Here is an 18231-nt window from a genome sequence, read left to right on the forward strand (position 1 = left end):
AAAATATAAGATTGGAAGTGGAAATATGGGTCTTTTTGGACGCGTGTCCACCGCGATGGTTACACCTTTTGATAATAAAGGGAATATTGATTTTGGTAAGACTGCAAAACTCATAGATTACTTAATTGAAACAGGCACAGATTCACTGGTGGTTTCAGGAACTACTGGTGAATCCCCAACCTTGTCAACAGAAGAAAAAGTGGCATTATTTGAATATGTCGTGAAAATTGTAAACAAACGCATCCCTGTGATAGCAGGAACTGGCTCAAATAATACGTATGCGTCCATCCATTTAACAAAGAAGGCGGAAGCGGCCGGTGTAGATGCGATTATGCTTGTAGCGCCTTATTATAATAAACCAAACCAAGAGGGGCTATATCAACATTTCAAATCTGTGGCGGATGCTACTACTCTGCCGTGCATGATTTATAATGTGCCAGGCAGAACGGTGACGAATATTCATCCGGAAACCGTTATTCGCCTGTCAGAGATTCCGAATATTGTTGCTGTAAAAGAGGCCAGCGGTAATTTAAATGCAATGACAAAAATTATTGCCAACACACCGGATGATTTCGATTTATACAGTGGAGATGATGGTTTAACTTTACCTGTACTTTCAATTGGAGGAGCAGGTGTGGTCTCGGTGGCCTCCCATATAATTGGACGTGACATCCAAAAAATGATTGAACATTTCTACGCTGGTGAAATGGCTGAGGCAGCCCAAATGCACCAGAAATTACTGCCAGTCATTGAGGGGTTATTTTTGACACCAAGCCCAGCTCCTTTAAAGACAGCCTTGCAAATCAAGGGTATGAGCGTTGGGTCTGTTCGTTTGCCTCTTGTACCAATGAATGAAGTTGAACGGAACACATTGATAAATCTATTAAATACATTAAAATAATGCTTAGTTTGTCTGTTTTTAGAGTCTGCCTGAGGATAAGCCAATCCAATGCGATTGGCTTATCTATCTATTTAGTACAATTTTATACATATTCTTTTTTATACATGTTTAGTTAGCATTGAAGATGTCTGCTTTTTTTGTTATGCCTATAGCAAACAAACAGCAGTGTATATATATTATGAACCTAAAGAAAAGCATATTTTCAAAAAAAGAACGATAGTCGGAATTCATAGATAAATCTAAAAAGATGATGTCAGTGGCATGCCGATACACTATCGGTTATAATGGATTCAACTGGAAAATGGACGAGTAGTTGATAACAGGAGGAACAATAAATTGGTTAAACAAATTAGACAGAAGATCAAAGTAATTGCATTAGGCGGAGCAGGAGAGATTGGAAAAAATATGTATCTCGTCGAAGTAGACGAAGATATATTTGTGCTGGATGCCGGGTTAATGTTTCCGGAAACCGAAATGCTTGGAATAGATGTAGTAATTCCAGATATCTCTTACCTTATCGAAAATAAAGAAAGAATTCAGGGGATTTTTCTATCCCATGGTCATGAGGATCATATTGGTGCACTCCCTTATATTATTGAGGAATTGGATGCACCGGTTTATGGTACAAGATTGAGCATAGAATTAACAAAATCCAAAATCGCAGAAATTAACGAAAATTTAAATGTTGACTTTGAAGTAATAGATTCAAATACATCCCTGCGTTTTTCTTCTGCAAGAATCACATTTTTCAAAACAAATCACAGCATTCCTGATTCTGTTGGAATCTGTATTGAAACAAAAGATGGTGCAATCGTTTATACGGGTGATTTTAAATTTGATCAGGCTGCCCAGGGACTTTACAAAGCGGAAATTGGCAAAATGGCAGCAATCGGTGAGTCAGGAGTTCTCTGTCTATTATCAGATAGCTCAGGAGCAGAACGGATTGGATTTACACCTTCTGAATCCCTTGTTGCAAGAAATATGTCTGATGAATTTTACAATGCAAAAGGCAGAATTATTGTAGCATGCTATGCATCTAATCTTAACGGTCTACAGCAAGTGTTCAATGCTGCGTTTGATAATCATAAAAAAGTAGCGGTTGTCGGTAAATCTATGGAAAAAGTATTGGAAATTGCCTTGGAATTTAATTATTTGGATGTCCATGAGGATGTGTTGATTCCGATAACTGAGATCGACCAATATGAAGATCGTGAAATAATTATCCTTGCGACTGGATTGCAGGGAGAGCCATTTGAAGCACTGCAAAAAATGGCTAAGCATGGTCATAAACAAGTTAATATTAAGCAAGGTGATACTGTATTATTGGCGGCTAATGCTGTCCATGGCGGAGAATTGCTTATGTCCAGGACTATCGATTTATTATTTAGAGCAGGTGCAAAGGTAGTAGCTGGTAAAAATCAAATCCATGTATCGGGCCATGGCAGCCAGGAAGAGCTAAAAATGATGCTTAACCTCATGAAACCGAAGTATTTTATTCCCATCCAAGGTGACTATAAAATGCTAATTGCTCATATGCGCATTGCAAAATCAATTGGCTTTAACCAAAATCAAATCCATATACCAGAAAATGGTGAGGTTATTGAAATAACAAATGACTCGATTGAAAGCGCTGGAAAAGTGACTGCTGGGAATGTTTTGATTGATGGAAGTGGCGTTGGTGATGTAGGAAATATTGTCTTGCGTGACCGCCGTTTGCTATCTCAGGACGGAATTCTAATTGTAGTTGTGACTTTAAGCCGTGCGGATAAGAGTATAGTAGCAGGTCCTGAAATCATTTCACGTGGATTTGTGTATGTTCGAGAATCAGAATCATTAATGGAACAATCAACAAATATTGTGCGTGAGATTGTAATCAAAAATACTTCTAAAGACCATTTTGACTGGGCCGGAATGAAACAGGAAGTCCGTGATAGTCTAAATCATTATTTGTTCGATAAAACAAAAAGACGCCCAATGATTTTACCAATTATTATGGAAGTGTAAAAAAGGACGTAAATGGCTATCCAGCGGATAGCCATTTTTCTTATTCGGGTAAGTTCCTGGTGAAAAAGATAGGCTAGTTTATGAATTAAAGAAGAATGGGAGAGTGATACATAGTGATTACATTTGAACGCGTAACAGAAGAGAATTTATATATAGCAAAAGAAATGATGGATTCTAATTCTTCCTATTTTGATAATGAGTACGGTATATCGAAAAATAGGGAGGAAGTGTTAAAATTATTGACTCCAAACCAAGGTGATTATTTGATTAAAGCCGAGGATACGTATATTGGACTAACTGCTTTTATGGAGCATAAAGAGGAGCAGCTCGTTACGATTAATCTGATGATCATTCATGCAGATTACCAGGGATTTGGTTATGGTACTACAGCCTACTATGAATTGGAGGATCTATTTATCAAGCGTGGATTTAAAAAAACTACACTGAATGTGAGAAGTGATAACAACAGAATCAAATTATTTTGGGAGAGAAATGGGTATACAGCTAGTGAACAAGATACAAGTAATGAGAAAGATAGGGTTCATTACGAAAAGCATCTAGTTTAGTTTTAAGGTTACAGGCGGCTTGTTATAGAAAAGCCGCTCTGTTTTGTTTCTGCTCACATTTAAGACTGATGATATGGAAGTAATTTCACCAATCAAAAAAAATAAAAAAAATTTAAATGAAAACGGTTTATTCTCTTAGAAATGGGTATTATATAAATAAGAAAGGAGGAAACAATAAAGTTTAACACTTCAGGTGACTCAATCATATAGTGTTCGTTCCGTAAAAGGAAGCTTAAGTAATAAGAGTGAACGATATATGATCGAAACTATTTCTAAAAGGATTATGTGAATCTTAAACAAATGTGATAATGTGGTTTAATTCTAATGGTGAATTCTTAGGAAATTAACTCAAATGGGGAAGGATTGAAAGACAGATTTATACTGGATAGTAAGAAGTTTCAGTATAAAAAAGTCCAGATATGTTTAACCAAAAGCCTTTCACCGGATATTTTTCAAAAGGGTGGAGTTAATAATAATAGGATTCTTACCAAATGAAAAACCAAAAAAGGCAAGGTGATGGTCACAATTGGATAAGAGTGGAATGGTTGTTTAGTTCCACATAATCAGGATTGATTGAAATGGAAAATCGGGTATGAGTAACCAATAATTGAATATGCAGTGTGTTTTCAAGGTAAACGTAAAAGGTGTAAAGAAACCTTTATAATGCGGAACTAACACACTTCAGCTGAAAAGTTTGTACAGAAGTACCGGGCAGTAAAAAGTTATAATCAGCTGATGCATGGTTGAGTCTCCTAAGGTGTTAAACGATTGTTTCTCCTCAAGAATCCTAAATAAGGATTCTTTTTTTTGTATGTACTAAGTGCCCCTCAAATTGAATGGAAATGATTCCGCTGTACATACTAAAGGGGAGAGCGTTTTTGTAGAGGGGGATTAAGAGTGGATAAAAAGTTAGAGGTACCTCATGAGGAAAAGCCAGTGGATGATAATAAGGGAGCTCCCAGTGCACTTGTAGATAAGATACAAGCTTTGGGACAAACCAATGTGCCGCAGTTGCCAAAAGATTCAACCATCCATTGTTTAACGATTATAGGGCAAATAGAGGGTCATGTACAATTACCTCCACAGAATAAAACAACAAAATATGAACATGTTATTCCACAGCTGGTGGCAATAGAACAAAATCCTGATATTAAAGGGTTATTGGTTATCTTAAATACCGTTGGGGGTGATGTGGAAGCAGGGCTTGCTATGTCAGAAATGATTGCTTCTCTATCAAAGCCGACTGTATCTATCGTTTTGGGGGGAGGTCATAGTATCGGCGTCCCTATTGCAACTAGCTGTGACTATTCTTTCATAGCAGAAACAGCTACTATGACAATTCACCCTATTCGTCTTACAGGACTTGTAATCGGAGTACCCCAATCATTTGAATATCTTGATAAAATGCAGGATCGGGTTGTGAATTTTGTGGTCAAGCACTCAGACATTAATGAAGACACATTTAAGGATTTGATGTTTGCGAGAGGAAATCTTGCGAGAGATATTGGAACAAATGTAGTGGGGGAAGATGCTGTGAAAACAGGTTTAATTGATGAGGTTGGCGGAATCGGTGCAGCGATTTCAAAGCTTAACGAGATGATAAGAGAAAAAAGTGACTCTTCGAAAGGAGATTAAATATGACTTTTTATACAATTATGCCTTTGGATACTTTGATGTATGAAGAATTATATCAAGCCAGTCATGAAATGTTTAAGAAGGATGGTATTCCGTTTATTGGTGAAAGATTACCTAATGGAGCAGTAAAGGTTAACCGGATTATCAGTACAGATCCGAATGATTACTTATCAGAGACACTTGCGCCAGGAGCGGTAATTAACAACCTGTAATAGCAGTCAGTGTGTATTATTTATGCTATAATAAAGGGTGAACGGGGTAAAGGCAGCCAAGTTGGCTGCTTTCTTTCGTTTTTAATTCTATATGAAATACGGGTGGTCGAATGAGTAAGAAAAAAAAGAAATCTCGCTCCAAAAAAGGTGACCAAATAAAGTCAACTTTAAAATATGAAATATCGGGACTTTCTATATTTGGGTTTTCTGCGATTGCGATGGCAAAGCTTGGGGCAGTAGGTACTTCATTCGTGTTTCTTTCTAGGTTTTTTATGGGTGAGTGGTACATTTTACTTCTGCTTGGCTTAATGGTCTTTGGTGTGTTCCTAATGTGGAAAAGAGAGATTCCGTTCTTTTTTAAACGCCAGCTGGTCGGTATATACTTCATTATTTTAGCAATCTTACTCTCATCACATATTATTTTATTTGAGAATTTGTCCTCTAATAATGGATTTACCCAGCCAAGTGTCATTTTAAATACCTGGGAAATCTTTTGGATGGAATTACAGGGAACTGCAAGTACCATTGATCTTGGCGGTGGGATGATAGGTGCAATCCTTTATGCCGTCTTCCATTTTTTATTTGCAGATGCCGGCAGTAAATTTATTTCATTTTTATTGATTGTTGCAGGTTTAATTCTTATAACCGGTAAAGGCTTAAGTGATTCAATTGGCAAAGTACTTGGTGCGATTGGAAGATTTATCGTCAGCCAGTGGAAATCGTTTATGGCTGAACTGCGAGAGCCTAAGACTTCAAAGAATAAAAACAAAAACCAGAAAGCTAAAAGTAAAAGTGAATCGGTACAAGCTTCCTCAGTACTACAAGATGAGGGAAGTAATCCAGAAAAAGAAGATACACTTGAAGAAAGAATTATTTCGAATTTTGCTGATCGTGCCTATTTGGATGAGGAAATTGATGATAAGAAAAATGATGATCAGATAAGTAAACCAAATGATAGCACAGAAGCTCCTGCTGAACCTGTGCCACATATGAATTTTACAGAAGTTGAAAATGTGGACTATAAACTTCCAAAATTATCGCTATTGAAGTCACCAAAAAAAGCAGATCAAAGTGGAGAATATGAATTAATACATACAAATGCTGAGAAATTAGAGAGTACTTTTAAAAGCTTTGGAGTGAAAGCTAGGGTCACTCAAGTTCACTTAGGACCTGCAGTTACGAAATATGAAGTACATCCTGATGTAGGTGTAAAGGTTAGTAAGATTGTGTCATTATCAGACGATCTGGCATTAGCGCTCGCTGCTAAGGATATACGTATTGAAGCACCAATCCCAGGTAAATCAGCGATTGGGATAGAAGTGCCTAATTCAGATGTAGCAGTCGTTTCATTAAGAGAGGTTCTCGAGGTACAGCCTTCTGAAAAAAGCGGTTCTAAACTATTAATTGCTTTGGGTAGAGACATATCAGGTGAAGCAGTTTCTGCTGAACTGAATAAAATGCCTCACTTACTCGTAGCCGGAGCAACCGGAAGCGGGAAAAGTGTCTGTATTAACGGAATCATTACTAGTGTACTCATGAGAGCAAAACCACATGAAGTTAAAATGATGATGATTGATCCAAAAATGGTGGAGTTAAATGTTTATAATGGAATTCCTCATCTATTAGCTCCAGTTGTAACGGATCCTAAAAAAGCAGCTCAGGCATTAAAGAAAGTTGTTATGGAAATGGAAAGACGTTATGAGCTGTTTTCCCACTCAGGAACTCGAAATATTGAGGGGTACAATGACTTAGTGACGAGACAAAATTTAGAAGAAGGCGAAAAAAATCCTTTATTGCCATATATTATTGTCATTGTGGATGAGTTGGCAGACCTTATGATGGTTGCGTCCAGCGAGGTGGAGGATGCGATAACAAGGCTTGCACAAATGGCAAGGGCTGCAGGCATACATTTGATTATTGCAACCCAGCGGCCATCTGTAGATGTTATAACAGGAGTTATAAAAGCTAACATACCATCAAGGATTGCCTTTAGTGTTTCCTCCCAAATTGATTCAAGAACCATATTAGATATGGGAGGGGCAGAAAAACTTCTCGGTCGCGGGGATATGTTATTCCTGCCTGTAGGTGCGTCAAAGCCAGTACGGGTACAAGGTGCCTTTTTATCAGATCAGGAAGTGGAAGATGTAGTAGACTTCGTGATTTCTCAGCAAAGAGCCCAATATCAAGAGAATATGATTCCGGATGAAGTTCAGGAAACAGTAAGTGAATCAACAGATGACTTATATGATGAAGCCGTCAAATTAATTGCTGATATGCAAACCGCCTCTGTTTCGATGCTCCAAAGACGATTCAGGATTGGGTATACAAGGGCTGCACGTTTGATCGATGAGATGGAAGCTCGCGGTGTCGTTGGTCCGTATGAAGGAAGCAAACCAAGAACTGTACTTGTTCCCAAGGACTTCGATCAAGCTAGTAATTCATAAAAAGAGCAGTATAGATACCAAACCCGAAAGTTAGATTAAAAAACTAACTTTTGGGTTTTTTAGTATGTTAAATAACTGAATTTTGAACTGTAAAGAAATTTTATAAGTGAGTATTTTTTCAAAAAGTTATCAATAATTTTATATTAGGATAATTTATTTATTTTTACTTAAATTCATGTTAAATTAAAATCGAATTAGCAAACATATATATATATAATTATCAGGAAATAATTTTTCCGGATAAGAAGTACATGCACTTATTTATTGTACATATTTGTATAATACAAAAGCGAAAAATTGTACCCAAGTACACAATGCACCATTTAAGTATGGATTTTCTATAATCATTTAACAGATTCATCTAAAACGATGTTATGTGTAAAAGGATAGGGAAAAGCTCATACTATATGGAGCACCGACTAATTATTTTGGAGGTTGTTATGTTGAAAAAGAGTAAATTTGGACTGGCTTTGTCTCTTGTGCTAGCTGCTAGTACCATTCTTGGTGCTTGCGGAAGCAAAGAGGAGAGCAATGAAGGCGGCACGGCCAATGAGAAAAATAATTTCACTGTCGCAATGGTTAGTGACACAGGTGGTATTGATGACAAATCCTTCAATCAATCTGCATGGGAAGGTATTCAAGCTTTTGGTAAAGAGAATGGATTAAAAGAAGGTAAAAACGGCTATACCTACCTGCAATCTGAATCAGATGCTGATTACACCACAAACTTAAACCAACTTGTACGCCAAAAGTATAATTTAATATATGGTGTCGGATTCACAATGGAGGATGCAATTAAAGAAGCGGCTGATCAAAATCCGGATGGGAAATTTGCAATTATCGACTCAGTGGTTGAAGCTGATAACGTTGCAAGTATCACATTCAAGGAGCATGAAGGTTCATTTATTGTAGGTGTTATTGCCGGTATGCAAACAAAATCCAATAAAGTTGGCTTTGTAGGTGGAATAGAGAACCCGCTAATTCAAAAATTTGAAAAGGGCTTTATTGCTGGTGTTAAAACAGTAAATCCTAATGCTGAAGTACAAGTGAAATATACAGGAAGTTTCAGTGATGCATCTCTTGGTAAAGCAACAGCATCAGCTATGTATAAATCAGGTATTGATGTCATTTATCACGCAGCAGGAAATGGTGGTAAAGGAGTCTTCACTGAGGCAAAAAACATTAAGAAAAGCAATCCTGAAAAAGATATATGGGTAATTGGTGTAGATAAAGACCAAGCTGATGAAGGTGAAATCAGCGGTACAGACATGAACGTAACGCTCACCTCCATGGTTAAGCGTGTTGACTTAGCTGTACAAGAAGTTTCAAAACAAGCGATGGAAGGATCCTTCCCAGGAGGAAAGAACGTAGAGTTTGGTCTTGAAAATAACGGTGTTGATATTGCACCGACTAAAGATAACTTATCTGACGATATACTTAAAAAAGTTGATGAATATAAAGGTAAAATTAAGAATGGTGATATAAAAGTACCATCTACTCAAAAAGAACTTGATGCATTTTTAAAATAAGATAAAGGGATAAGGGCCTCGGTCCTTATCCCTTTAATCTCTAAAGGACCTATTAGGACTTAGCAAAGGGAAAATAGTTTTGAGGATGGACCACGATACCAGTCTTTCGTAATTAGGCTAGAAGAATATGAAAGGTATTTTAGAAAAATATTAAAAGTCAGTCACATGGTACAAAAGGGTAGCCTAGCGATTAGATGGAAAATAGATATTTATTGAATTTTTTTTCAGTTTATGTTTTAACAGAATATTTATAATATATAAACTTTTTTTGTAGGAAAAAAGACTTACGTGAAAAAAAGTCAGATATACCAGGGTTTTTTCGACATTTCCGTGGAAAAAAACGGATAAGGTAACGCTTCCAAAATATGATATTTTTGTGAATAGCTATTTCTTTCTTTGGAAATACATGATAAATTATGAGTGGTTAGTAGATAACATCAATAGAATGAGAGTGGGAAATTTCCTGGGGGAAAAGAGTATGTCTATCAGACACGACAACCGACAATTATATCTGCAAGTAATCGACAAGATTAGACAGGACATAAGAACCGGTATCTATAAGGAGCATGAAAAATTGCCATCTGAGTCTGAATGGGCCAAAATACTCGGTGTGAGTAGAGCGACATTAAGAGAAGCACTCAGAATTTTGGAAGAGGATAATGTGATTATACGCAGGCATGGGGTAGGTACTTTTGTGAATTCCACTCCTTTATTCTCTTCGGGAATTGAACAATTAAAGAGTGTGACAGATATGATCTGCGAAGCAAACATGAAACCAGGAACAATTTTTTTAAACTCATTCATAGAGGGTGCAACAGAAGAAGATATGCGAAGGTTCGACTGTCAAATTGAGGATCAGTTTTTAGTAATCGAGCGAGTCAGAACTGCTAATGGGGAACCTGTCGTTTATTGTTTGGACAAGATACCTGTTCGTGTGTTACCGGATCCAGTTCTTTACCAAGAGGAATCATTACTTCATGTCTTGGAAAAAACTGCTGGTATACAAATTACATACGCTGTGGCTGATATCGAACCACATGGCTATCACGAAAAGATTTCACCTATTTTAAATTGCAAATTGGACACTGCTCTGCTTTTACTAAAACAAACTCACTATGATAGTAAGGACAAACCATATCTATACTCGGCCAACTTCTTTAAAGCGGATACATTTCGCTTTCATATTTTGCGTAAAAGAACATAATTTATGCGCAAAATAAGAGAACTACTGCCAAAAAAATATAGGGGGTTAAGACCTTGAAAAAACGCAAATTTGGAATGGCATTGTCACTAGTTCTGGCTGCGGGCACAATTTTAGGTGCTTGTGGAAACAAAGAAGAGAAAGGTAACAGCAGTGAAACAGAAGGTAAGGACAATTTCACAGTTGCCATGGTAACAGATACAGGCGGGGTTGATGACAAATCCTTTAACCAATCCGCTTGGGTAGGTATACAACAGTTTGGTAAAGATAACAATCTTGAAAAAGGTAAAAACGGTTATGATTACCTCCAGTCCAAATCTGATGCTGATTACACTACTAACTTAAATCAGCTGGTACGACAAAAATTTGACCTTATTTATGGGGTAGGTTTCTTATTGTCTGACTCCATTACAGAAGTTGCCGAGCAAAATCCTAAGAGCCAATTCGCATTAATTGATTCTGTTGTAGATGTTGATAACGTGGCAAGTATCACATTCAAAGAGCATGAAGGATCCTTCCTGGTAGGTGTAGTAGCCGCGATGCAAACTAAATCCAATAAAATTGGATTTATTGGTGGAGTTGAAAGTGAACTTATTAAAAAATTTGAGAGCGGATTTATAGCAGGTGTTAAATCAGTTAAACCTGAGGCAGATGTTCAGGTAAAATATGCAGGTGATTTTAATAAAGCTGATATTGGTAAAGCTACAGCACAAGCAATGTATAAATCCGGTATTGATATTATCTACCATGCAGCCGGCGGAACAGGTAAAGGCGTATTTACAGAAGCAGTTAACATCACTAAAAATGATCCAAGCAAAGAAATCTGGGTTATTGGGGTTGACTCTGACCAAGCAGCATTAGGTGATGTACCTGGTACAGACAAAAATATCACATTAACATCTATGATTAAACGTGTTGATTTGGCAGTTGTGGAAGTATCCAATCTTGCTAAGGAAGGCAAATTCCCTGGCGGAGAAAATGTTGAATTTGGTTTAGAAAATGATGCAGTTGATATCGCACCTTCACAAGAAAACTTGTCAGATGAAATTAAAACTAAAGTTGCAGAATATAAAGAAAAGATTAAGAGTGGAGAAATTAAAGTACCATCTACTCGTGAAGATTTAGATACATTCTTAAAATAAGCACTTCCTAGTAAGGGATGAGGATGTGATCCTTATCCCTTGCGATTACCTTGGCTGATGTCAGTCTGACATCAGACCTTTAAGCAATATGGTAAAGGAAAGGTTGCTAAAACTAGATTGGCAACTTTTCTTTTGTCATCTTACTTATGAATCTTCTCTGGAAAAAGGAGTGAAAAAACTGTGGACTATGTTATTGAGATGTTGCACATCCGTAAAGAGTTCCCGGGCATCGTCGCAAATGATGATATCACCTTGCAATTAAAAAAAGGTGAGATTCATGCGTTGTTGGGAGAAAATGGTGCAGGAAAATCCACGTTAATGAATGTCTTGTTCGGTCTTTACCAGCCAGAACAAGGGGAAATCCGTGTAAATGGTAAGGAAGTAAAAATTACAAGCCCAAATATTGCAAATGACTTGGGCATAGGAATGGTGCATCAGCATTTCATGCTTGTTGATACGTTCACAGTAACAGAAAACATTATTCTTGGTAAGGAGCCCACCAAAGGTGGAAAAATTGATTTAAAAGAGGCTGCCCAGGAAGTTAGGCAGTTATCAGAAAGATATGGATTGAAAATTGATCCGGATGCCAAGATTTCTGATATCTCTGTAGGTATGCAGCAAAGGGTTGAAATCCTTAAAACTCTATATCGTGGAGCTGACATTCTTATTTTTGATGAACCTACAGCCGTATTGACACCACAGGAAATCAAAGAGTTAATACAGATCATGCAAAATTTGATCACTGAAGGTAAATCCATCATACTGATTACTCACAAACTTAAAGAGATTATGGAAGTCTGTGACCGTTGTACGGTTATTCGTAAAGGAAAAGGAATTGGTACTGTAAATGTCAGTGAAACGAATCCTAATGAATTAGCGAGTCTGATGGTAGGGCGAGAAGTGGTTTTTACAACTGTGAAGCAGGATGCAAATCCAAGTGGAGAGGTATTGAATATACAAGATCTTGTAGTTAAAGACTCCCGTGGTGTTGAAGCAATTCGAAGCCTTAACCTATCCGTTCGTGCAGGAGAAATTGTGGGGATTGCAGGTGTCGATGGAAATGGACAATCTGAGCTGATTGAAGCAATCACTGGCCTGAGAAAACCAGAATCCGGTACCATTTCTATAAATGGGACTGAAATCCAGAAGAAGAGTCCAAGGAAAATTACAGAAACAGGAATTGGGCATATTCCTCAGGATCGACATAAATATGGTCTTGTACTAGACTATTCAATTGGCGAGAATATGGTTCTCCAAACATATTATCAAAAACCACTTTCAAAATGGGGAATCTTAAATTATAAAAATATCTTTAATAAAGCTCGTACTTTAATTAAAGAGTTTGATGTTCGTACTCCAAGTGAGTATACTCCGGCAAGAGCTTTGTCTGGAGGAAACCAGCAAAAGGCGATCATTGCTCGTGAAATAGATCGAAATCCTGATTTGTTAATTGCTGCTCAGCCAACACGTGGCCTTGATGTAGGAGCTATTGAGTTCATTCACAAACGTTTAATTGAGCAACGAGATCAGGGGAAAGCAGTATTGCTTGTTTCCTTTGAGCTGGATGAAATTTTAAATGTTAGTGACCGTATTGCTGTTATATATGAAGGTTCCATTGTGGCTATTGTTGATCCTAAGAAAACGACTGAACAGGAACTCGGATTATTAATGGCAGGAAGTAAGGTTAAGGAAGCGGGGAAAAGCTAATGTATAAAAGATTATCGAACTTATTAATCCCTGTTATAGCTGTCTTGCTCGGTTTAATCGCAGGTGCTATCGTAATGTGGGTCAGCGGTTATGATCCGATAGCTGGTTATGGAGCTTTATGGGATGGTATATTCTATGATTCCTATGCAATAGGTGAGACAATCCGTCAAGTGAGCCCTTATATACTTGCAGGTTTAGCCGTTGCCTTTGCATTTAGGACTGGACTTTTTAATATTGGTGTTGAGGGCCAGTTTTTAATGGGATGGTTAGGTGCTGTTTGGATTGGAACGTTATTTACTGACCTTCCTAAAATCATCCATTTGCCGCTTGCGGTCATTGTTGCTGCTTTAGCTGGTGCTTTATGGGCATTCATTCCAGGTCTCTTAAAAGCTAAATTTAGAGTGCATGAAGTTATAACAACCATTATGATGAACTACATTTCTCTTCATGTAGTCAACTATATTATCAGTTACGTTTTAACTGATAACATGGACAAAACTGAAAAGATTGCTCCATCAGCATCTTTACGTTCTGATTTTTTAGCTGAAATGACGATTAACTCTAGATTACACTGGGGATTTGCGGTAGCAATTCTTGGAGCAATCATTATGTGGTTTTTATTAGAAAAAACAACAAGAGGCTACGAATTAAAAGCGGTTGGTTTTAACCAGCATGCATCTAAATATGCAGGTATCAGTGTAGATCGTAATATAGTATATGCCATGCTGATCTCTGGTGCTTTTGCAGGACTTGCCGGTGCTATGGAAGGACTTGGAACATTCGAGTATATTGGTGTAAAAGGAGCGCATACAGGGGTAGGTTTTGACGGAATCGCAGTGGCATTACTAGGTGCCAATACAGCGATAGGTGTTGTACTTGCTGCTTTATTATTCGGTGGATTGAAATATGGTTCATTGAATATGCCAATGGAAACTGGAATACCAACTGAAATCATTGATGTAGTTATAGCTTTAATCATATTCTTTGTTGCATCCAGTTATGTTATTCGTCTCATGCTGAGAAAGTTTAGCAAGAAAAAGGGGGTGGAATAAGTGAGTTTTTTAGAGATACTAGCGATACTTGTTCCTTCTACACTTGTTTACGCCTCTCCACTTATTCTGACAGCCCTCGGTGGTGTATTTTCTGAGCGTTCTGGTGTAGTAAATATTGGATTAGAAGGTTTAATGGTAGTTGGTGCTTTTACAAGCATTGTATTCAACTTGACATTTGCAGATACATTTCATGAATGGACTCCTTGGATTTCATTAGTTGTAGCTATGGTAGTTGGTGGGGTTTTCTCCCTATTGCATGCAGTTGCATCTATAACATTCAGGGCTGACCAAACAGTCAGTGGGGTAGCCATTAATATGTTGGCGCTTGGAGCTTGTATGTTCCTTGTGAAATTAGTTTACGGAAAAGGACAAACTGATAAAATTGCTGAACCATTTTACAGTTTTGATATACCTGGTTTAAGTGATATACCTGTATTGGGTAAAATTTTATTCTCAGATGTATATTTAACCTCGATCCTGGCGATTGTGATTGCTGTGATTTGCTGGTATGCCATTTATAAAACACCGTTTGGTTTACGCCTTCGTTCAGTTGGTGAACATCCAATGGCCGCTGACACAATGGGGATAAACGTTAATAAAATGCGTTATATTGGTGTTATTTTAAGTGGAATTCTGGGAGCGTTGGGTGGAGCTATTTATGCTTCGACTATTGCTTTAGACTTTACTCATGCGACAATATCCGGACAAGGTTTTATGGCGCTTGCAGCTATGATATTCGGTAAATGGCATCCAATTGGTGCAATGGGCGCAGCGTTATTCTTTGGATTTGCGCAATGTTTAAGTATTGTAAGCTCAATGCTGCCATTCTTTAGTGACATTCCGAATGTATATATGTTAATTTTGCCATATGTATTAACGATTCTGGCTTTAACAGGATTTATTGGACGTGCAGATGCTCCAAAAGCATCCGGTACGCCATATATCAAAGGAAAACGTTAAAAGGTAAACTCATTCATGATTTAATCAAAGACAAGTGCTGTTCTTATTGCAAGAGCAGTCCTTGTCTTTTTTTTTCTCACCTAAAGCGTGTCGATTTTAATTAGATCGAATTTAGAAGAAAGAATGAAAGAAGGTCAGGGTCAGTTCCTTGATTTACATTCCATTTAACCTGTATATTCAAACTAAAGGTTTAAAAAAAATCCTTGAGACGAACAATATGGTTAAGAACCTGCATAACATTGAGTAAAGGGAGGTCAAAAATATGGCAGTTATTGATGAGATTAAACTAAAACAAGCTGGCATTACGATTCATTTTGTACCAACTAAGAAATTTAAAACAACGACGCTTGTTTGGAAGATGAAAGCACCTTTAAAGGAAGAAACCGTTACATATAGAGCTTTGTTGCCAAATGTCCTGCAAAGTAATACAGCTGCATATCCAACATCTACAGCTTTCCGCTCCCATCTAGATCAATTATATGGAGCCAGTCTTTTTACAGATGTCAGTAAAAAAGGCGAATATCATATTATGAGTTTTCAAATGGAAATGGTAAATGAACGATTTTTATCCAAGCCTGAACCGCTGTTGGAACAAGCGTTTAAGCTTTTACATGATGTTTTGATTAATCCTAATGTAAAGGGAGATGCTTTTGATGCAGATACAGTTGCAAAGGAAAAGCGTGCTCTGAAACAAAGGCTGCAGGCTGTATATGATGATAAAATGCGTTATTCTTCATTACGCTTAACTCAGGAAATGTGTATGGAAGAAAATTATCGGCTGGAAGCAAACGGGATTATAAGCGAAGTCGATGAAATCACTCCTGAATCCCTATACAATTATTATAAAAAAGCGTTTGCCGAAGATGAATTGGACCTCTATGTAATTGGGGATTTGGATGAAGCCAGGGTAACGCAAATGTCTAGTGAATACTTTCAGTTCGCGGAGAGAAAACCTGAACGGGTTATGCATAATAAACATGATATCCTTGAAGTGAAAGAACTGAAAGAAACGCAGGATATCAAACAGGGTAAGCTGAATATTGGCTACCGAACAAATATCACTTATGGCGATCGAGATTATTTTGCTTTGCAAATGTTTAATGGGATATTTGGAGGGTTTTCACACTCTAAACTTTTCATAAACGTTCGTGAAAAAGCAAGTTTGGCGTATTATGCCGCATCACGACTTGAAAGTCATAAAGGTCTTTTAATGGTTATGTCCGGCATTGATAATAAAAATTATAATCAGGCAGTAACGATCATAAAAGAACAAATGGAAGCTATGAAAAAGGGCGAATTTTCGGATCAAGAAATGGAACAAACAAAAGCAATCATTAAAAATCAATTGCTCGAAACGATCGACACCTCCCGTGGTCTAACAGAAGTTCTATATCATAATGTGGTTGCCGCTGTTGATAAACCATTGGATGATTGGTTGTCTTCGATTGATAGAGTAACAAAGGATGAAATTGTGGCTTGTGGAGAAAAAATTCAAATGGATACGATCTATTTTTTAAGTGGAGATGAGGTGACTGAGTAATGGAGAAAATACTATTTGACCAGCTTCAGGAAGAATTATATTTCGAAAAAATGGATAATGGTTTGTCTGTGTACATCCTTCCGAAAAAAGGATTTAATAAGACCTATGCCACTTTTACAACTAAATATGGATCAATCGATAATCATTTTAAAGAGCCCGGTGCAGATGAATATTCCAGGGTCCCGGATGGAATTGCCCACTTCCTAGAGCATAAATTGTTCGAAAAAGAAGATGGTGATGTATTCCAGCAGTTCAGTAAACAAGGTGCAGCGGCCAATGCTTTTACATCCTTTACTCGAACAGCGTACCTTTTTTCCAGTACAACGGATGTAGAGAAAAATTTAGAAACATTAGTTGATTTTGTCCAGGAACCATATTTCTCGGATAAGAGTGTGGAAAAAGAAAAAGGGATTATTGGCCAGGAAATTACCATGTATGATGATAATGCAGATTGGAGATTATATTTCGGTATTATTGAAAATCTATATCATAATCATCCTGTGAAAATTGATATAGCTGGTACCATTGAGTCGATTTCAGGAATAACAAAAGAACTGCTCTATAAGTGCTACAATGCATTTTATCATCCAAGCAACATGCTTCTGTTTATTACAGGGCCATTGGATCCGGAAACAATCATGCAGCAAGTTCGTGACAACCAGGCTAAGAAAAACTTCGATAAACGTGGGGAAATCGAACGGAAATTTGATGCAGAGCCGGCTAATGTCGCTACTAAAAAACGCTCAACCAATATGCATGTCCAGACGCCTAAGTGTGTGGTTGGATTGAAGGCAAATAATCCAACTCTCCAGGGGATTGATTTATTAAAACAAGAGCTATCTATCAACCTCTTTCTGGATATGACTTTTGGAAAAAGCTCCGAGTATTATGAAAAACTATATTCTGAAGGGTTAATTGACCATTCATTCTTTTATGATTATACACAGGAATATGGATTTGGATTTGGAATGGTCGGCAGTGATACAGATAAGCCGGATCATTTAGAGGAAGAATTGAAAAATATTCTTTTTGCGGCCCGCGAAGGAAAAATTGTAACAGAGGAAAAATTAAATTCAATTCGTAAGAAGAAAATTGGTGCCTTCCTCAGGTCATTGAATTCACCTGAATCGATAGCCAATCAATTTACACGATATGCTTTTAATGACATGAAGCTATTTGATGTTGTGACTGTTTTGGAAGCTTTGACCTATGATGAAGTGAATAAAGCAGTACAGGAATTTATAGATGAGGATAGAATGTCAGTATTTCAAATACTTCCATCCTGAATGGGTAAGAGCCAAGCCGTAATGGTTTTGGCTCTTTTTGTATTTAAATTTG

The 18231-nt window shown here is 37.3% G+C and carries 14 protein-coding genes; all 14 read left to right on the forward strand.

Going from position 1 to position 18231, the window contains the following annotated elements:
• Positions 1-25 precede the first annotated feature (25 nt).
• Entirely contained in the window at positions 26-901 is an 876-nt protein-coding gene (dapA, locus tag FHY47_RS02025) for a 4-hydroxy-tetrahydrodipicolinate synthase (protein ID WP_066100317.1), read from the forward strand.
• A 336-nt stretch (positions 902-1237) separates the two neighbouring features.
• The gene (locus FHY47_RS02030) at positions 1238-2905 is read left to right on the forward strand and encodes a ribonuclease J (protein ID WP_139891219.1); all 1668 of its coding nucleotides are present in this window, start codon (positions 1238-1240) and stop codon (positions 2903-2905) included.
• Positions 2906-3018: 113 nt separating this feature from the next.
• Entirely contained in the window at positions 3019-3471 is a 453-nt protein-coding gene (locus FHY47_RS02035; protein WP_066100312.1) for a GNAT family N-acetyltransferase, read from the forward strand.
• Between the two features lie 936 nt (positions 3472-4407).
• Entirely contained in the window at positions 4408-5106 is a 699-nt protein-coding gene (locus FHY47_RS02040) for a ClpP family protease (RefSeq protein WP_373925464.1), read from the forward strand.
• A gap of 2 nt (positions 5107-5108) precedes the next feature.
• Positions 5109-5318 carry a YlzJ-like family protein gene (locus tag FHY47_RS02045; RefSeq protein ID WP_139891216.1) on the forward strand — a complete coding sequence of 70 codons (210 nt, stop codon included), beginning with the start codon at positions 5109-5111 and terminating at the stop codon, positions 5316-5318.
• Positions 5319-5428: 110 nt separating this feature from the next.
• The gene (locus tag FHY47_RS02050; protein WP_139891215.1) at positions 5429-7762 is read left to right on the forward strand and encodes a DNA translocase FtsK; all 2334 of its coding nucleotides are present in this window, start codon (positions 5429-5431) and stop codon (positions 7760-7762) included.
• A gap of 443 nt (positions 7763-8205) precedes the next feature.
• A complete protein-coding gene (locus FHY47_RS02055) occupies positions 8206-9291 on the forward strand; it encodes a BMP family lipoprotein (RefSeq protein WP_066102259.1) in 1086 nt (361 codons plus the stop codon).
• A 478-nt stretch (positions 9292-9769) separates the two neighbouring features.
• Entirely contained in the window at positions 9770-10495 is a 726-nt protein-coding gene (locus tag FHY47_RS02060; protein WP_148629582.1) for a GntR family transcriptional regulator, read from the forward strand.
• Between the two features lie 53 nt (positions 10496-10548).
• Positions 10549-11634, forward strand: a complete 1086-nt coding sequence (locus tag FHY47_RS02065; RefSeq protein WP_066100296.1) for a BMP family lipoprotein — start codon at positions 10549-10551, stop codon at positions 11632-11634.
• Between the two features lie 180 nt (positions 11635-11814).
• On the forward strand, positions 11815-13341 hold the full coding sequence (locus FHY47_RS02070; RefSeq protein WP_066100293.1) for an ABC transporter ATP-binding protein: 1527 nt from the start codon (positions 11815-11817) through the stop codon (positions 13339-13341).
• A complete protein-coding gene (locus tag FHY47_RS02075; protein ID WP_148629583.1) occupies positions 13341-14393 on the forward strand; it encodes an ABC transporter permease in 1053 nt (350 codons plus the stop codon). Before FHY47_RS02070 ends, FHY47_RS02075 begins: the two co-directional genes overlap by 1 nt.
• Positions 14394-15353, forward strand: coding sequence for an ABC transporter permease (locus FHY47_RS02080; protein WP_148629584.1), 960 nt, complete (start codon positions 14394-14396; stop codon positions 15351-15353).
• A 262-nt stretch (positions 15354-15615) separates the two neighbouring features.
• Positions 15616-16893 carry an EF-P 5-aminopentanol modification-associated protein YfmF gene (yfmF, locus tag FHY47_RS02085; RefSeq protein ID WP_066100285.1) on the forward strand — a complete coding sequence of 426 codons (1278 nt, stop codon included), beginning with the start codon at positions 15616-15618 and terminating at the stop codon, positions 16891-16893.
• Positions 16893-18179, forward strand: a complete 1287-nt coding sequence (yfmH, locus tag FHY47_RS02090) for an EF-P 5-aminopentanol modification-associated protein YfmH (protein WP_066100283.1) — start codon at positions 16893-16895, stop codon at positions 18177-18179. The genes yfmF and yfmH overlap by 1 nt, the downstream gene beginning before the upstream one ends.
• Positions 18180-18231 lie beyond the last annotated feature (52 nt).

Source organism: Bacillus sp. E214 (genome assembly GCF_008087365.1).
In the GTDB taxonomy this organism is placed as follows: domain Bacteria; phylum Bacillota; class Bacilli; order Bacillales; family Pradoshiaceae; genus Pradoshia.